Genomic DNA, 15885 nt, shown 5'->3' with positions numbered 1-15885 from the left:
CCGTTTCATTGGCTTTCCGCTATTATCGACGCTCGATCGCCTGCCGATAAGGACATCCCATGAGCGTCTCCTCGATCATCACCCTCGCCATCATCGCTGGCGTCATCTTCCTGCTGATCAGCGTGTTCAACCGCCTCGTGGCGCTGCGCAACCGCTACCAGAACGCCTTCGCGCAGATCGAAGTGCAGCTCAAACGCCGCTACGACCTGATCCCCAACCTGGTGGAAACCGCCAAGGCCTACCTCAAGCACGAGCGCGAGACCCTGGAAGCGGTCATCGCTGCGCGCAACGCTGCGGTGGCCGGTCTGAAAGCCGCTTCCGAGCAACCCGGCGACGCCGGCCGCATGGCCCAACTGGCCGCCGCCGAGAACGCCCTGGGCGGCGCGATGGGGCGCCTGAACGTGACCCTGGAGGCCTACCCGGACCTCAAGGCCTCGCAGAACCTGCAGCAAGTCAGCGAGGAGCTGTCGAGCACCGAGAACAAGGTGGCCTTCGCCCGCCAGGCGTACAACGACGCGGTGATGGAATACAACACCTACCGCCAGTCGTTCCCCGCCAACTTCCTCGCCACCACCTACGGCCACAGCAAGGACGCCAGCCTTCTGGAGTTCGAAGACAGCAAGGAAATCCAGGCCGCGCCGAAAGTCGCTTTCTAAAAACCCGGCGCAGGACGCGCGATGAACTTCTTCGAACATCAGGACCGCGCCCGCAAGCAGACCGGGCGCCTAGTCCTGCTGCTGACCATCGCTGTGGTCTGCCTGGTGACCATCACCAGCTTCGCCCTGGGCTGGCTCTGGCGTCACCTGGGTGAGCCGGCGCTGCACCTGACCTCGCGCGCCTCGCTACCCGATCCGGAGCTGTACTTGTCGGTGGCCGCGGTGATCGTCGGCGTGGTGGTCCTCGGCGCGCTGTACAAGCAGGTGCAGTTGAGTGCGGGCGGCAAGGTGGTGGCCGAGAGCCTGGGCGGCCGCCTGCTCAACCTCAGCGCCGGCAACGCCGACGAGCGCCGCCTGCTCAACGTCGTCGAGGAAATGGCCCTGGCCTCCGGCTCGCCGGTACCGCCGGTGTACGTGCTGGAAGACGCCTCGATCAACGCCTTCGCCGCCGGCCTGACACCCCGCGACGCGGTGATCGGCATTACCCGCGGCGCCATCGAGCAGCTCGAGCGCAACGAACTGCAGGGCGTGATTGCCCACGAATTCAGCCATATCCATCACGGCGACATGCTGCTCAACACGCGCCTGACCGCCCTGCTCCACGGCATGCTCCTGCTCGGACTGATCGGCGGGATGCTGCTGCGCGGCTGGAGCGAAACCAGCAGCGGGGTGCGCATCAGCACCCGCAGCAGCAGCAACGACAAGAACGGCGGCGGCAGTGTGGTACTGCTGGTGATCGGCGCCGGCGTGGTGCTCTACGTGCTGGGCTATGTCGGGACCTTTTTCGGCCAACTGATCAAGGCTTCGGTCAGCCGCCAGCGCGAGTACCTGGCCGACGCCTCCGCGGTGCAGTTCACCCGTGATCCCTCGACCATCGCCGGTGCACTCAAGAAGATCGGTGGCAACCCGTTGGGGGCGCTGCTCAGCGCGCCGCGCGCCGCCGAGTTCAGCCATATGTACTTCGGCGATGGCGTGGGCAGCAGCTGGTTCGACACCCACCCGCCGCTGAAGGACCGCATCCGCCGCGTCGATCCGGGCTGGGACGGTCGCTACCCGAAATTCGAGCCACGCCTGGATGTGCCGCTGATGAACAAGGAGGCCTGGACTGCCGCCGTCACCGGCCAGCCTTACCAGCCCAGCGCCGTGGAGGTGGCAGTAGCTTCCGTGGGCGCACCGACCGTCGCGCACCTGCAGGAAGCCCGCAGCACCCTGCAACGCCTGGACGAGCGCCTGCAGCGCGCCGCCCACGACAGCGAAGGCGCCGAGGCCCTGGTCTACGGCCTGCTGCTGGACAGCGAACCCGGCCTGCGCGCGCGCCAGCTGGAGGCGGTCAAGCAGCGCCTGAACCTCAGCCTGGCGCTGCAACTGGACCTGCTGGAGGAGTCGCTCCAGCACCTGGACCCCGGCCAGCGCCTGCCACTGCTCGACCTGGCCATGCCGGCGCTGAAGCAACTGGACACCAAGGGTTTCCTGGCCCTGCGCGAGAACATGGCGCTGCTGATCAAGCTCGACGGCAAGGTGAAACTGCTGGAATGGACGCTGCTGCGCATCATCGAGCGCAACCTGCGGCCGGGCAGCGGCAAGCTCGGCAACGTCGCGCTGGCGGACCTGGCCGATGCCTGTGCAACGCTGCTGGCCTTTCTTGCGCGTGTTGGTGAAACCAGCGACCTGCAGACCGAGCAGGCGTTCGCCGATGCCTGGAGCGGCCTGCCCTTCCCGCCCCGCCCATTGCCGGCTGCCGCCAACCTGCGTGATCTGGAAAACGCGCTGAAACAACTGGAGCAACTGCGCCCGCTGCAGAAACCGCAACTGCTCAAGGCGCTGGCGCGCTGCATCGAGCACGACGGACGCATCACCGCCGGCGAAGCGGAGCTGATGCGTGCAGTGGCCGACATCCTGGATTGCCCGATGCCGCCGTTGCTGCCCACCTGACACGCCTCCAATCCCATCTGTAGGAGCGAGCTTGCTCGCGAACCCGATTCCGCAACGGAGTCCGTTCGCGAGCAAGCTCGCTCCTACATAAAAGCATCCCCTCGCGCTGGCTCTGGCTTTAAAGGATTTCCAGAGAAACATCCGCACGCTCCGGAATGCCCCTTTCAGGAGGCCTCGTTGAAGCGGAGTTTCAGGGGTTGAGCGGCATGGATGCCGCGAGAGCTGCGATGGGCCAGGGATGGCCCGTCGCAGCGTGCCCGTGAAACTCCGCTTCAACGAGGGAATTTTTCGCCTAAGCGAAAAACCGGATGGAGGGGCAAGACTTTTTGGTTCCTTTTGGGGCGTTTGCCAAAAGGGACTCGCCGAGAGGCGAAACACGAACCATCCGAACACGCCGACGCGGCGCAGCATCACCTAGCTCCAACTAAGTGATCACTCGTATGTCCTGCTCAGTTACGCCCTCCTAGGATGGTCACACCGAGCCTAGGACAAAAAGCCCATGCCCCACATCGCCATCGACTACACCGCCAACCTCACCGACGACCTGCTGCCTCTGGCACTGCCTGCAAAACTCCACAAGGCAGCACAAGACCTCGGCGTGTTCCCCAGCAACGGCCTGCGCACCTTCGCCCGTGCCATCGACCAGTACCACGTCGGCACCGACACCCAGGGCGAAGCCTTCATCAACATCCAGATCCGCATCGCCCCCGGTCGCCCCGAGGAACTGCGCCAGCGCATCGTCGACACGCTGTTCGCCAGCGCCGAACAGACCCTCGCCGCGCTCATCGAAAAGCGCTCCATCGGCCTGCAACTGGAAATCACCGAACTCGACCGCAGCCTCACGCGCATGGCCGGCAGCCTGCCCACCACTTGACCCGGCATGAAAAGAAAAAGGGCCTCCGAAGAGGCCCTTTTTCATTCGCTCAACCGCCCGTCAGGCACGGCTGGCAACGCTGCCCTGCTCCTTGGGAGCCAGGTTCAGCGCGTAGTACAGCACCGTCAGCAGCACCAGGAAGGCCGGGCCGATGTACAGCGCAATGCGGGTGTCCTCGAAGAACGCCATCAGCACCACCACCAGCACCAGGAAGGCCATGGCGAGGTAGGAACTGATCGGGTACAGCCACATCCTGAACTGCAGCTTGCCGGCTTCGGCGGCGGAGAGGCCGCGGCGGAATTTCAGTTGCGCCAGCAGGATCATCGCCCAGGTCCAGATCGCCCCGAAGGTGGCGATGGAGGTCACCCAGGTGAACACCTTCTCGGGCACCAGGTAGTTCAGCAATACCCCCAGCAGCAGCGCGAAGATCGACAGCAGCAGCGCATTGCGCGGCACGCCGCCGCTGGAGGTCCTGGCGAACACCGCGGGAGCCTGGCCATGCTGGGCGAGGCTGTAGAGCATGCGACCGGTGCTGAAGATGCCACCGTTGCAGGACGACAGCGCGGCGGTGATCACCACGAAGTTGATGATGCCGGCGGCGGTCTTGATGCCCATGCGCTCGAAGGTCATCACGAAGGGGCTGCCCTGGGTGCCGATCTCGTTCCACGGGTAGATCGACATGATCACGAACAGCGCGCCCACGTAGAACAGCAGAATGCGCCAGAACACCGAGTTGATCGCGCCGGGGATGGTCTTCTGCGGGTTTCTCGCTTCACCGGCAGTGAGGCCGATCATTTCCACGCCCAGGTAGGCGAACATCACCATCTGCAGCGACATCAGCACGCCGGTGATGCCGTGGGGCATGAAGCCGCCGTTGCTCCAGATGTTGGAGATGCCGGTGGCGATGCCACCGTTGCCCAGGCCGAAGAGGATCATGCCGGCGCCGGCCAGGATCATGGCGACGATGGTGACGATCTTGATCAGGGCGAACCAGAACTCGAACTCGCCGAAGGCACGCACGGCGATGAGGTTGATGGTGCCCATGCTCGCCAGTGCGGCCAGCGCCCAGATCCAGCGCGGCACGTCGGGGAACCAGATGCCCATGTAGATGGCCACCGCGGTGATCTCCGCGACACAGGTCACCAGCCAGAGGAACCAATAGTTCCAGCCGGTCAGGTAACCGGCCAGCGGGCCCAGGTAGTCCTGCGCGTAGCGGGCAAAGGAGCCGGCCACGGGATTGTGCACGGCCATCTCGCCGAGGGCGCGCATGATCACCAGGATGGCGAGACCGCCGATGATGTAGGAGAGCATGATGGCCGGACCGGCCATCTGGATGGCCTTGGCGGAGCCGAGGAACAGGCCGACGCCGATGCAGGCGCCGAGGGCCATGAGACGGATGTGCCGCTCGTTGAGATCCCTTTGGAGATCGTGGGACGACATGCTGATGCAACCTCATTTTGTTCTTGGGAGTAATCAGCTGCGGACTCTGAGTGCAGTCAGGGTGCGGAACCACCGGAAAGGCTTCGCCACCGCGCCGGTCGGCACGGAGGGAGAAGTGTCTGGCAGTTCCAGGACGGCACACCGGAAGAGGCTGCCCGCTCTTGTGAAGCGGACGTGGGCATTGCGGGAGGACCACGGCTGAGGTCGCGGGCGAGTGTTACACAAGTCTGTGGGAAACGTCTGCACCACCAAGGTGCAATGTGACCAAAGGAATAGCGGCGTATCGCCACATCCGCCCACGCCAACAGGGCCGGTGCAGAGCGCTTCAGCCTGTCAGCGGCTGCAACTCCAGAAGCAGCGAGCAGGGCTGGGCAGTGACCGGATGGCGCGGCTCGCGCAACTGCCGCAGACGCCAGCCGCTGGCGGCCAGCAGCGCCAGCCAGGACTCCAGGGTGCGGAAGAACCAGGGCATCGGCGCGCGGAACTCAGCACCGAAGGCAGCGAAGGTTTCCAGCCGCCAGCCGTCCGCATAGGGCTCGTCACCGCAGGCTGCCCAGGGGTGCACGGTCTGGATCAGCAGGCGTCCGCCGGGGTTGAGGCGCTCACGAAGTGCACCGAGCAATGGCGCGATGTAGTCGTCGAGCAGGGCAAAGTTGCACACCAGCGTATCGAACTGACCGAGCGTCTGGCCCTGATCGACCAGCGTCGCGTAATCCATCACCTCGAAGCGCCCGCCACCAGCCACCTGCGCGGCTTCGATCAGCGGCGCGGAGGCATCCACGCCGACACACTCGCTGCCGTTCTCGGCCAGTGCACGACAGAGCCAGCCTTCGCCGCAACCGATATCCAGCACACGCTGCGCCGGGCCCTCGGCGATGGCGCTGAGGATAGCCGCATCAGTAACCAGCCTTCGGCTCTCGATGCGCTGCTCGCGCACGGTGCGGGTCCAGGCTTCGGCGTTGGTCTGCCAGCTCTGGCGGATTCGGGCGTCGTGGTCGGTCATGGCGATATCCGTGAGTTGGGCGAAGCGATCGCGGATGAATCCGCTCCTGCGCAGGTGCCGGGCTACGGCGTCCTGAACGCCTTGGGTAGCGCCAGGCCCTTGGGCGGTGGGGTCTGCGGCAGCATCTCACGGCAACCGGCATCGCGGAATGGTCCGCCGATCTTCTGCCATCCCTCGCCCGGCGACGTCTGCTGGCAGGTATAGGCGCCGTCGAGCTTGCTCTGCCAACGGTAGAACGGCATGGGCGCCGCGTGAGCGCTCTCGGTCAGCAGCAGAGCAGCCAGCGGCAAGGCGAAGGGCAGAAAATGCGAACGCATGGGCGAGGGTTCCTGTCGAAGTCAGTACATTGCACCTGCTGGCCGTCGGCAAATCAATCCGGCGAGTCATCAACGGTGCCTTGCGGCGCGCAGATTTTCCGCCGCCGACTACGCTGGAGAATAGGAAAGCCGCTGGGACGGGGCTTTCGCGGCGCCGGGAGGGGCGTCGGCCATCACGTGGGCGGAGTCCGCTGACCTGAGGGCCTGTTGGCGTTTCGCCGTGTCTGCGACGTCGCCACCTTTGCGCAGAACCACGGCCTACCTCGAGACGCCAACAGAACCTCGCCGTTGAGCATGGGCAGGGCGTGAAGATGGGCAACTCGAAGCATTCCGGTACGCAAGCAGCAGGTCAACCGGGACGTCTGGGGCCCGGTATTTCCCCGCAGAAAGTCCACCATCACCGCTTCCTGATCCTGTTTCTCTTTCTCCTGCCGCTGCTTGCCGCGATGGGCGCTGCGCTGCTTTACGAAGCGCGCACCTCCAAGCTGCAGGCGCGCGAGCTGGCACGCTACGCCAGCGGCCTGACCTGGAGCCTGGAACAGGGCAGCAGCGACGATGTGGTGTATCCACAAGGCGGCCCCTTCGACCGGCGTCTGGGCTATCAGCAGTTGCCGACCTTCCTGAGCCGCCTGCACGAGCGCAACTTCGTCACCCTGAGCCAGGCGCGCTTCTCCGATCCGCTGCTGCAGTACACCGGCCACGGCATGTTCCCGCCCTACCCGGAGAAGGCCCAGGCCGGCGTCGACATCGCCGACTGCCGCGGCCTGCCGATCTACAACTTCCGCTATCCGCAGCGTCTATACGCCAACTTCGAGAGCATCTCGCCGGCCATCGTCAACAGCCTGCTGTTCATCGAGAACCGCGATCTGCTCGATCCCGACCGCCCCTACCTGAACCCGGCCATCGACTGGAGTCGCTTCACCCAGGCCTCGGTGGCGCAGGTGGGCAAGCTGGTCGGCCTGGGCAACCACGCCCCCGGCGGCAGCACCCTGGCCACGCAGATCGAGAAATACCGCCACTCCGAAGATGGCCGCACCAACTCCATTACCGACAAGCTGCGGCAGATGGCATCGGCGAGCGTACGCACCTACCAGAACGGTGCGGAGAACATGGCCGCACGGCGCAACGTCGCCCTCACCTACCTCAACTCGGTGCCGCTCTCGGCGCAACCGGGCTACGGCGAAGTCAGCGGCCTGCCCGACGGCCTGTGGATCTGGTACGGCGCCGACTACCAGCAGGTCAACAAGCTGCTCAATGCTCCCCCCGCCTCCGGCGCGGAGCTGGCCGCGCAGGGCAAGGCGTTGCGTCAGGTGGTGTCGCTGATGATTGCCCACCGCCGACCTTCCTGGTACCTCGCCCGTGGTCGCGACCAGCTCGCCGTGCTGACCGACAGCTACCTGCGCCTGCTCGCGCAGAACAACGTGATCGCCCCGGAACTACGCGATGCGGCGCTCAAGCAGAAGCTGGCGTTCCGCGATCCGCGCAGCGAGCCGAGCTTTACCCCGCTGGAAAACAACAAGGGCATCGGTCTTGCGCGCACCCGCCTGGCCGGCATGCTCGACGTGCCGCTGTACGACCTCGACCGCTTCGACATGAGCTTCACCACCACCCTGCAGCATGAGTTGCAGGAGCAGGTCACCGGCTACCTGCGGCACCTGTCCGACCCGGACTTCGCCGAGCAGATCGGTCTGTTCGGCGAGCACCTGCTGTCCAGGGACAAGACCAGGGACGTGCGCTACAGCTTCACCCTGTTCGAACGCACCCCGAGTGGCAACCGTGTGCGCGTGCAGACCGACAGCACCGAGCAGCCCTTCGACATCAACGAAGGCAGCAAGCTGGAACTGGGCTCCACCGCCAAGCTGCGGGTGCTCTCCACCTACCTGGAAACCATCGCCGACCTTCACGACCAATACGCAGCGATGAGCGCCGCCGAACTGAAGAAGGTGGATATCGAACCGCTGGACATTCTCAGCCGCTGGTCCATCGACTACCTGATCGCCGCCAAGGACCGCAACCTGCCGGACATGCTCGCCGCCGCGCTGCAGCGCAAGTATTCCGCCAGCCCCTATGAAAGCTTCTTCACCGGCGGCGGCGTGCATACCTTCAGCAACTTCCGCAAGGAGGACAACGGCCGCATCCCGACCCTGCAGGACGCGCTGCGCGAATCGATCAACCTGCCCTTCGTGCGCCTGCTGCGCGACCTGGTGCGCCATGACATCTACGCCAACGAGGGCAGCAAGGTAGCCGTGCTGGCCGACGACAAGGACCCGCGCCGGCAGGACTACCTCGACCGCTTCGTCGACAAGGAGAGCCAGGTCTACCTGCTGCGCTTCTGGCAGAAGTACAAGGGCAAGGACAACGACGAGCGCCTCACCACCTTCCTCGATGGCCTGCGCGCCTGGCCGGTGCGCCTGGCGGCGATCCACCGCTACCTGCAACCGCAGGCCGATATCCCGACCTTCGCCGCCTTCCTCCAGGATCGCCTGAAGCAGGGCAAGTACGCCGGCGACAAGCTCACCGACAAGCGCATCGAGGATCTGTATACGCGCTACGGACCGGGCGCCTTCGACCTCAATGACCAGGGCTATGTCGCCCGCGTGCACCCGCTGGAACTGTGGCTGCTGGGCTACCTGCAGCGCCAGCCGGCGGCGACCTTCGCCGATGCCGTGGCCGCCAGCAGTGCCGAGCGCAAGGAAGTCTACGGCTGGCTGTTCAAGTCGCGGCACAAGTACGCCCGCGATAAACGCATCCGCATCATGCTGGAGGTCGAGGCCTTCCTCGACCTGCACGAACAGTGGAAGCGCCTGGGTTATCCGTTCGATCACCTGGTGCCGTCACTGGCCACCGCACTGGGTAGTTCCGGCGACCGCCCGGCGGCGCTGGCGGAGCTGATGGGGATCATCCTCAACGACGGTGTGCGCCTGCCGACCCTGCGCATCGACAGCCTGCACTTCGCCGCCGCCACGCCCTACGAAGTCACCCTTGGCCCGGAGTCCGGCAATGGCCGCCAGGTGATGCGTTCGGAGGTCGCCCAGGCACTGCGTACCGCGTTGTCGCAGGTAGTCGACGCGGGCACTGCGCGGCGCTTGTCCGGCACCTTCAAGCTGGCCGATGGCAATGCGCTGGTGATGGGCGGCAAGACCGGCACGGGTGATAACCGCATCGAAAGCGTCACCCGCAGTGGCTGGGTGAAGAGCTCGAAGGCGATGAACCGCACGGCGACCTTCGTCTTCTATATCGGTCCGCGCCACTTCGGCACGCTGACCGCCTACGTGGCCGGCAGCGAGTCGGACAACTTCAAGTTCACCTCGGCGCTGCCGGTGCAGGTGCTCAAGGGCATGGCGCCGCTGCTGACCAGCTACCTGGAGCCGGGGATCAGCACCGGCTGCCAGGAGCGCCTGGATAATCTGCGGGTGAGTTGGCGGTAGGCGCTGCTGCATGGAACCGCTTCGCCCCTCACCCTAGCCCTGGCTGCGCGCCACGCTCAGAGGGAGAGATGACTGTCCCGAGTGCTCTGGCATTGCTGCGCTGTCCGGCTGACTCGGTTTGTATCCAGGGTACCGAACGGCTCCCTCTCCCTGGGGAGAGGGCTGGGGTGAGGGGATAGCCCAGATGCCTGAACCTGTAGGAGCGAGCTTGCTCGCGAACCGCTTCATGCCATGGGCAACTGGCCAGGTTCGCGAGCAAGCTCGCTCCTACGAAGAGCCGCTCTGTTACTTGCCCTGCACGCTCTTCACATACAACGCTTCGACCTGCTCCCGCGCCCACGGCGTGCGACGCAGGAAGGTCAGGCTGGACTTGATGCTCGGGTCATTCTTGAAGCAGCGCACGTCGATGCGCTTGGCCAGCCCGTCCCAGCCGTACTGCGCCACCAGCTGGTTGAGGATGGCTTCCAGGGTCACGCCGTGCAGCGGATTCTTCGGTTTGTCGGTCATGTCGGTGTCGTCGTGCGGGGAATGCGCGGCACCTTAACACCAAGCGATCAGGCCCGCAGCCCGGCCACACCGGCGATGATCAGGGCGACCGACGCCAGCTTGGTCAGGGTCAGCGCCTCGCCCAGCAGCAGGAAGCCGAAGAACACCGTGCCCAGCGTGCCAATGGCGGTCCAGACCGGGTAGGCGATGCTCACCGGCAACTGACGCATCGCCAGGGTGAGGAAGAAGATCCCGCCGATCACCGCGAATACCGTCACCACGGTGGGCAGCGGCCGGGTGAAGCCCTCGGCGTACTTCATCGACACCGCGAACATCACCTCGAACACCGCGGCCACCATCAGCATGGCCCAGGCCATCACGCACGCGCCCACTCGCTCTCGGCGAGATCGGCCAGGGCCTTTTCAGCCTGTTGATAGGACGCGCGGAAGGCTTCGGGATTGCCCTCCTCGCCTTCGGCGGCGATCACCTGCACATCGTGGATGCCGATGAAGCCCAGGGCCACACGCAGCCAGACGTCGGCATGATTCATCCATTCGAGTGCGCCGCCTGGCCCCATGCCTGCACCACCACGGCTGGTGATGATCAACGCCTTTCGCCCCGTGACCAGCGGTTTGTATTCCGCCTCGCCATCTTTCACGAGCAGATCGACCGTGCGGCCGACACGGACGATCTGGTCGACCCATGCCTTCAGCCCGCTGGGTACGCTGAAGTTGTACATCGGCGCAGAAATCACCAGCAGATCGTGGGCGAGCAGTTCGTCGACCAATTCATCGCTCAGTGCCAACTCGGCCTGCAACTCGGCGGGGCGTTGTTCACCCAGCGGGTGGAAGGCGGCAGCAATGAATCCTTCGCTGACATGCGGCAGGTTCGCGCGGCCAACTTCACGGCGGGTGATCTCGGCTTGCGGCAGCGCGGCGAGAAAACCCTCCACCAGGCGGCGGGAATGGGAGCGATCGGCGCGGGGGCTGGCGTGAATGGCAAGAACTCTGTTCATCTGTCTTTCCTTGCTTGAGGTGTACACTGCGAAGGTCCTGATTGGCCTCCAATTGCTGCCTAAGCTATTTCCAGGTGGAAAGACGGACAACTGAGGGAATTTCCCTCCAGATGAATTCAACTCATCCATGGAGCACCGAATGTTCGCCAACCTGCCGCTTCCCGCCCTGCGCACCTTCGAATCCGCTGCGCGCCAGCTGAGCTTCAAGGCCGCCGCCGAGGAACTGGCGGTGACGCCCACGGCGGTTTCCCACCAGGTCCGCGCGCTGGAGGAATGGCTGGGCCTGCCGCTGTTCGAGCGCCTGCCACGCCAGGTGCGCCTGACCGAGGCCGGCGAACGCTTGTTCCGCAGCCTGCACGGTGCGCTGCTGGAGGTCTCGCAGTCGGTGGACAGCCTGCGCCCGCAGCGCAGCGCCAGCAGCCTGACGATCTCCACCACCCCCGCGTTCGCTGCGCTCTGGCTGGTGCCGCGCCTGGGCCGTTTCTACGCGCGCCATCCGCATATCCGCCTGCGCCTGGACAGCCAGTGCGAACTGCTCGACCTGCAGCAGGACGCCAGCGTCGACCTGGCGATTCGTTACGGTTTCAACGACTACCCGCGCATGCACAGCCAGTTCCTTCTGGCCGAACGCTTCGCCGTGTATGGCGCGCCAGCGCTGGTGGCCAGCGCCGACGTGGAAGTACCGGAGATGATCAGCGTGCGCTGGCACAATTCCGAGCTCTACGAACGCGGCTGGAAGGCCTGGTGCCAGATGGCCGGCGAGGAATGCCTGCTGACCTGCGCCGTGCAACGCGAGTACGACGAGGAGTTCTACGCCCTGCAGGCGGCGATCGCCGGCCAGGGCCTGGTACTGGCCAGCTCGCTGCTGGTATCCGAGTGTGTGGAGAAGGGCCTGCTGGTGCCGTATCGCCCGGAGATCAACGTGCCCGGTGCCCGCTATACCGCACTGTGCGTGCCAGGGCGCGAGCGCCATCCGCCAGTGCGCGCGTTCCTCGACTGGCTGGCCGAGGAAGCGGCGCAGGCGGCTGATCCGCTGATCGACAACGCCGCCTGAGCCTGCCGCTGCGCCCGCGCAGGCGTCCCTTTGCCGTGCGCGGAGCGGGATGCGTGGTTAGAATTGCACTCCGCCGCAACAACAATTCTTCTTTGCCCGCGACACGCCCCTGCGTGATCCCAAGGCACGGCCTGAGCCCCCTCTCACCTCAGGATTCCCATGACAACCGCGCAAGACACCCGTACCGGCAGTTGGCTGAACGTCATCGCCCTGGCCATCGCCGCCTTCATTTTCAACACCACCGAGTTCGTCCCGGTGGGCCTGCTCAGCGACATCGGCCGCAGCTTCGACATGCGCCCGGAACAGACCGGGCTGATGCTCACGCTCTACGCCTGGGTCGTGTCGCTGGCCTCGCTGCCGCTGATGCAGCTGACCCGCAACATGGAACGCCGCCGCCTGCTGGTGGTGATCTTCTGCCTGTTCATCGTCAGCCACGTGCTCTCCGGCTTCGCCTGGAACTTCACGGTGCTGATGATCAGCCGCTTCGGCATCGCCTTCGCCCACGCGGTGTTCTGGTCGATCACCGCCTCGCTCGCCGTGCGCGTGGCGCCGCCGGGGCAGCAGGCGAAAGCCCTCGGCCTGCTGGCCACCGGGACCATCCTGGCGATGGTGCTGGGCATTCCACTGGGCCGCGTGCTGGGTGAAGCGATGGGCTGGCGCACCACCTTCCTGGCAATTGCCGGCGTTTCGGTACTCGTCGTGCTCTGGCTGGCCCGCGCGCTACCGCTGCTGCCGAGCCAGAACTCCGGTTCGCTGCGCAGCCTGCCGCTGCTGCTGCGCCGCCCGGCGCTGGTGTCGATGTATGTGCTCACCGTGCTGGTGATCACCGCGCAGTTCACCGCCTACAGCTACATCGAACCGTTCGCGCGGGAGATCGCCGCGCTGGACAGCCAGCAGACCACCCTGCTCCTGCTGCTGTTCGGCGGCGCCGGAATGTTCGGTTCGATCCTCTTCAGCCGCTACAGCGAACGCTTTCCGCGCGCCTTCCCGTGCCTGGCCATCGCCGTGCTTGGCGGCTCGCTCCTGCTGCTGATGCCGCTGGCGCACTCGCCCACGGCGCTGCTGGGCCTGAGCCTGTTCTGGGGCGCGGCGATCCTCTGCTTCGGCCTGGCGCTGCAGGCCAAGGTGCTGCAACTGGCCCACGATGCCACCGACGTTGCGATGGCGATGTTCTCCGGCCTGTACAACGTCGGTATCGGCGGCGGTGCGCTGCTGGGCAGCCGCGTGGCGGTGGGCATGGGGCTGGAATGGATCGGCTATGTCGGCGGCGCGCTGGCAGTGGTCGGCCTGCTGCTGTGCCTGTTCGCCTGCTGGCGCTATGCGGCGGCGATGAGTGGCGGGCACACCTCGCATTAATCGCCACACGCCGGACTCACCGAATAGCGTAGGAGCGAAGACCTGTAGGAGCGAGCTTGCTCGCACCCCCCTTGATGCCATGGGTGTCGGGCGAATTCACGAGCAAGCTCGCTCCTACAAAGAGCCCCAATGAAAAAGGCCGCGCCCCTTGCGGGAGCGCGGCCTTTTTCATTCAGCGCAGGATCAGCGGCTGGTCACGGCAGTGCCGGCCGGCTGAGTGGCCTCGGCGTATTCCGCCTCGGCTTCCTCGAAGCGCTGGATCATCGCCTTCGACGGTGCCGAGCCGATCAGGCTGAACACCACGATGGAGAGGCTGGAGAGGATGAAGCCCGGAATGATCTCGTACAGGCCGAGCCAGCCGAACTGCTTCCAGACGATCACGGTGACCGCACCGACGATGATGCCGGCCAGCGCGCCGTTGCGGGTCATGCCCTTCCACAGCACGGAGAACAGCACCAGCGGACCGAAGGCAGCACCGAAGCCGGCCCAGGCGTAGGACACCAGGCCGAGGACGCGGTTTTCCGGGTTGGCAGCCAGGGCGATGGACACCAGCGCCACCAGCAGCACCATGGCGCGACCGACCCAGACGAGCTCAAGCTGGCTGGCGTTCTTGCGCAGGAAGGCCTTGTAGAAGTCTTCGGTCAGCGCCGAGGAGCACACCAGCAGCTGGCAGCTCAGGGTGCTCATTACCGCGGCGAGGATGGCGGACAGCAGCACGCCGGCGATCCACGGGTTGAAGAGGATCTTCGCCAGTTCGATGAAGATGCGCTCGTGGTTCTCGCCCACCGCGCCAGCCTGTTCCGGATGCGCCTGGAAGTAGGCGATGCCGAAGAAGCCCACGGCGACGGCGCCGCCCAGGCAGAGGATCATCCAGGTCATGGAGATGCGGCGGGCAGCCGGGATCGACTTCACCGAATCAGCGGCCATGAAGCGCGCCAGGATGTGCGGCTGGCCGAAGTAGCCCAGGCCCCAGGCCATCAGCGACAGCACGCCGACGAAGGAAGCGCCCTTGAACATGTCGAAGTTGGCGGCGTCCTTCAGCTCGATGGCGGCGAAGGTCGGTTCCACGCCACCGGTGGCGAACAGCACGATCACCGGGGTGAGGATCAGCGCGAAGATCATCAGCGAGGCCTGCACGGTGTCGGTCCAGCTCACCGCCAGGAAACCGCCGACGAAGGTGTAGGCGATGGTCGCGGCAGCACCGGCCCACAGCGCGGTCTCGTAGGACATGCCGAAGGTGCTTTCGAACAGGCGGGCGCCAGCGACGATGCCAGAGGCGCAGTAGATGGTGAAGAACACCAGGATCACCAGCGCGGAGATCACCCGCAGGATGCGGCTGTTGTCCTCGAAGCGGGTGCTGAAGTAGTCCGGGAGCGTCAGGGCGTTGCCGTTGTGCTCGGTGTGCACGCGCAGGCGGCCGGCGACGAACAGCCAGTTCAGGTAGGCGCCGCAGATCAGGCCGATGGCGATCCAGCTTTCCGAGATGCCCGACAGGTAGATGGCGCCCGGCAGGCCCATCAGCAGCCAGCCGCTCATGTCCGAGGCACCAGCCGACAGCGCAGTGACGAAGCTGCCGAGGCTGCGGCCACCGAGGATGTAGTCGGAGAAGTTGTTGGTCGAACGATAGGCGGCCAAGCCGATCAGAACCATGGCCGCGATGTAGATCACGAAGGTGATCAGTGTTGGCGTGTTGACGCTCATGGGGACTCCCCTACAGCTTGTTTTTATCCAGGCTCGCGGGGTATCGCGAACCCTTGACTGGCAGCCGGCATGGTTGACGCCGGCCGGTTAGCGCTTGCTCACAGGCAAACCGGGTTGCGCGTGATGCCAAACAGGCACCGAACCGCTACGCATCCCGACGCAGGCACGCCCTCGTCCTTGCTGGCGTCTTCCTGCAGCCGCCGTCTCACCACGGCGACTTCCGTCCCGCCTTCGCCGGTAAGCGAGGTGCGGGCCGTTTCCCGGGCCAGGCCCGGTCATCCTTCAGGCGCCGAAGTGGGCGCCCCGCTCCCGACGAATTCTCCCCAGCCGCACAATACGGGGCTGGCGACGAAGCTCGTCGGCAGTAACTGAAATTGAGCACACGCACGCATGAAGAAGCGGCAGGGAGTGGCCGGCGCGCGAGGGCGCGGATTGTACAGAAAGCAGGCGATGCGGTTGCACCGGTCCGACCGGTGACGGCGCGAGGCCACGGGCAGGCGCTGCAGGCCGGGCCGTGAAGGAAGTGACGCGGCCAGGTGCAGGCGCGCGACAGGCAAAGACAGAACCGGTGATGGGCATGGCGCCCCTCCCGCGTATCGAGCTGGCTGTTGTTCTTGGTCTGA

13 protein-coding genes are annotated in these 15885 nt (G+C 65.5%); 6 read left to right on the top strand and 7 right to left on the bottom strand.

What is annotated here, in order from left to right; translation table 11 throughout:
* The first annotated feature begins 59 nt into the window (after nucleotides 1-59).
* The 3 genes from N5C91_RS02815 (at nucleotide 60) to N5C91_RS02805 (ending at nucleotide 3462) form a co-directional block, all read left to right on the top strand.
* Nucleotides 60-656 (top strand): LemA family protein, encoded by a 597-nt coding sequence (locus N5C91_RS02815; RefSeq protein WP_236171867.1) that lies wholly within the window; start codon nucleotides 60-62, stop codon nucleotides 654-656.
* Nucleotides 657-677: 21 nt separating this feature from the next.
* Nucleotides 678-2588: a M48 family metallopeptidase gene (locus tag N5C91_RS02810; RefSeq protein WP_279827789.1), complete on the top strand. Its 1911-nt coding sequence runs from the start codon at nucleotides 678-680 to the stop codon at nucleotides 2586-2588.
* 499 nt (nucleotides 2589-3087) lie between these two features.
* A complete protein-coding gene (locus tag N5C91_RS02805; protein WP_279827786.1) occupies nucleotides 3088-3462 on the top strand; it encodes a 5-carboxymethyl-2-hydroxymuconate Delta-isomerase in 375 nt (124 codons plus the stop codon).
* A gap of 60 nt (nucleotides 3463-3522) precedes the next feature.
* Here the strand turns inward: N5C91_RS02805 and N5C91_RS02800 are convergent, their stop codons facing one another.
* From N5C91_RS02800 to N5C91_RS02790, 3 genes are all read right to left on the bottom strand, one after another.
* Nucleotides 3523-4902 (bottom strand): amino acid permease, encoded by a 1380-nt coding sequence (locus N5C91_RS02800; RefSeq protein WP_279827783.1) that lies wholly within the window; start codon nucleotides 4900-4902, stop codon nucleotides 3523-3525.
* Between the two features lie 325 nt (nucleotides 4903-5227).
* A complete protein-coding gene (locus tag N5C91_RS02795) occupies nucleotides 5228-5905 on the bottom strand; it encodes a class I SAM-dependent methyltransferase (protein ID WP_279827781.1) in 678 nt (225 codons plus the stop codon).
* Nucleotides 5906-5967: 62 nt separating this feature from the next.
* Complete coding sequence (locus N5C91_RS02790; RefSeq protein ID WP_236171876.1) at nucleotides 5968-6222, bottom strand: hypothetical protein; 255 nt, start codon at nucleotides 6220-6222, stop codon at nucleotides 5968-5970.
* A gap of 410 nt (nucleotides 6223-6632) precedes the next feature.
* On the opposite strand from N5C91_RS02790, the gene N5C91_RS02785 reads away from it, so the two are divergent.
* Entirely contained in the window at nucleotides 6633-9650 is a 3018-nt protein-coding gene (locus tag N5C91_RS02785; RefSeq protein ID WP_279828217.1) for a transglycosylase domain-containing protein, read from the top strand.
* A gap of 285 nt (nucleotides 9651-9935) precedes the next feature.
* On the opposite strand, the gene N5C91_RS02780 is transcribed toward N5C91_RS02785, so the two are convergent.
* Genes N5C91_RS02780 through N5C91_RS02770 form a run of 3 tightly spaced genes read right to left on the bottom strand, consistent with a single transcriptional unit; the run spans nucleotide 9936 to nucleotide 11151 of the window.
* Nucleotides 9936-10157, bottom strand: a complete 222-nt coding sequence (locus tag N5C91_RS02780) for a VF530 family protein (RefSeq protein WP_045209791.1) — start codon at nucleotides 10155-10157, stop codon at nucleotides 9936-9938.
* Nucleotides 10158-10204: 47 nt separating this feature from the next.
* A complete protein-coding gene (locus N5C91_RS02775; RefSeq protein ID WP_279827777.1) occupies nucleotides 10205-10513 on the bottom strand; it encodes a multidrug efflux SMR transporter in 309 nt (102 codons plus the stop codon).
* Nucleotides 10513-11151 (bottom strand): NAD(P)H-dependent oxidoreductase, encoded by a 639-nt coding sequence (locus N5C91_RS02770; RefSeq protein WP_279827774.1) that lies wholly within the window; start codon nucleotides 11149-11151, stop codon nucleotides 10513-10515. The genes N5C91_RS02775 and N5C91_RS02770 overlap by 1 nt, the downstream gene beginning before the upstream one ends.
* Before the next feature lie 139 nt (nucleotides 11152-11290).
* Between N5C91_RS02770 and N5C91_RS02765 the strand changes: the two genes are divergently transcribed.
* On the top strand, nucleotides 11291-12205 hold the full coding sequence (locus N5C91_RS02765; RefSeq protein ID WP_279827771.1) for a LysR substrate-binding domain-containing protein: 915 nt from the start codon (nucleotides 11291-11293) through the stop codon (nucleotides 12203-12205).
* A 159-nt stretch (nucleotides 12206-12364) separates the two neighbouring features.
* Nucleotides 12365-13561, top strand: a complete 1197-nt coding sequence (locus N5C91_RS02760; protein WP_279827768.1) for a sugar transporter — start codon at nucleotides 12365-12367, stop codon at nucleotides 13559-13561.
* Nucleotides 13562-13744: 183 nt separating this feature from the next.
* Here the strand turns inward: N5C91_RS02760 and putP are convergent, their stop codons facing one another.
* Nucleotides 13745-15262, bottom strand: a complete 1518-nt coding sequence (gene putP, locus N5C91_RS02755) for a sodium/proline symporter PutP (protein ID WP_279827765.1) — start codon at nucleotides 15260-15262, stop codon at nucleotides 13745-13747.
* Nucleotides 15263-15885 lie beyond the last annotated feature (623 nt).

The sequence above is a fragment of the Pseudomonas sp. GD03903 genome (assembly GCF_029840045.1).
Classification (GTDB): domain Bacteria; phylum Pseudomonadota; class Gammaproteobacteria; order Pseudomonadales; family Pseudomonadaceae; genus Pseudomonas; species Pseudomonas pseudonitroreducens.
The sequence above is the reverse complement of the archived record's forward strand: the minus strand, read 5'-3'. Positions and strand labels throughout refer to the sequence as shown.

What these genes read in the sequence shown, in the direction of transcription:
- N5C91_RS02815 (WP_236171867.1), top strand. Translation starts at nt 60, where the DNA reads ATGAGCGTCTCCTCGATCATCACCCTCGCCATCATCGCTGGCGTCATC.
- N5C91_RS02810 (WP_279827789.1), top strand. Translation starts at nt 678, where the DNA reads ATGAACTTCTTCGAACATCAGGACCGCGCCCGCAAGCAGACCGGGCGC.
- N5C91_RS02805 (WP_279827786.1), top strand. Translation starts at nt 3,088, where the DNA reads ATGCCCCACATCGCCATCGACTACACCGCCAACCTCACCGACGACCTG.
- N5C91_RS02800 (WP_279827783.1), bottom strand. Translation starts at nt 4,902, where the DNA reads ATGTCGTCCCACGATCTCCAAAGGGATCTCAACGAGCGGCACATCCGT.
- N5C91_RS02795 (WP_279827781.1), bottom strand. Translation starts at nt 5,905, where the DNA reads ATGACCGACCACGACGCCCGAATCCGCCAGAGCTGGCAGACCAACGCC.
- N5C91_RS02790 (WP_236171876.1), bottom strand. Translation starts at nt 6,222, where the DNA reads ATGCGTTCGCATTTTCTGCCCTTCGCCTTGCCGCTGGCTGCTCTGCTG.
- N5C91_RS02780 (WP_045209791.1), bottom strand. Translation starts at nt 10,157, where the DNA reads ATGACCGACAAACCGAAGAATCCGCTGCACGGCGTGACCCTGGAAGCC.
- N5C91_RS02775 (WP_279827777.1), bottom strand. Translation starts at nt 10,513, where the DNA reads ATGGCCTGGGCCATGCTGATGGTGGCCGCGGTGTTCGAGGTGATGTTC.
- N5C91_RS02770 (WP_279827774.1), bottom strand. Translation starts at nt 11,151, where the DNA reads ATGAACAGAGTTCTTGCCATTCACGCCAGCCCCCGCGCCGATCGCTCC.
- N5C91_RS02765 (WP_279827771.1), top strand. Translation starts at nt 11,291, where the DNA reads ATGTTCGCCAACCTGCCGCTTCCCGCCCTGCGCACCTTCGAATCCGCT.
- N5C91_RS02760 (WP_279827768.1), top strand. Translation starts at nt 12,365, where the DNA reads ATGACAACCGCGCAAGACACCCGTACCGGCAGTTGGCTGAACGTCATC.
- putP (WP_279827765.1), bottom strand. Translation starts at nt 15,262, where the DNA reads ATGAGCGTCAACACGCCAACACTGATCACCTTCGTGATCTACATCGCG.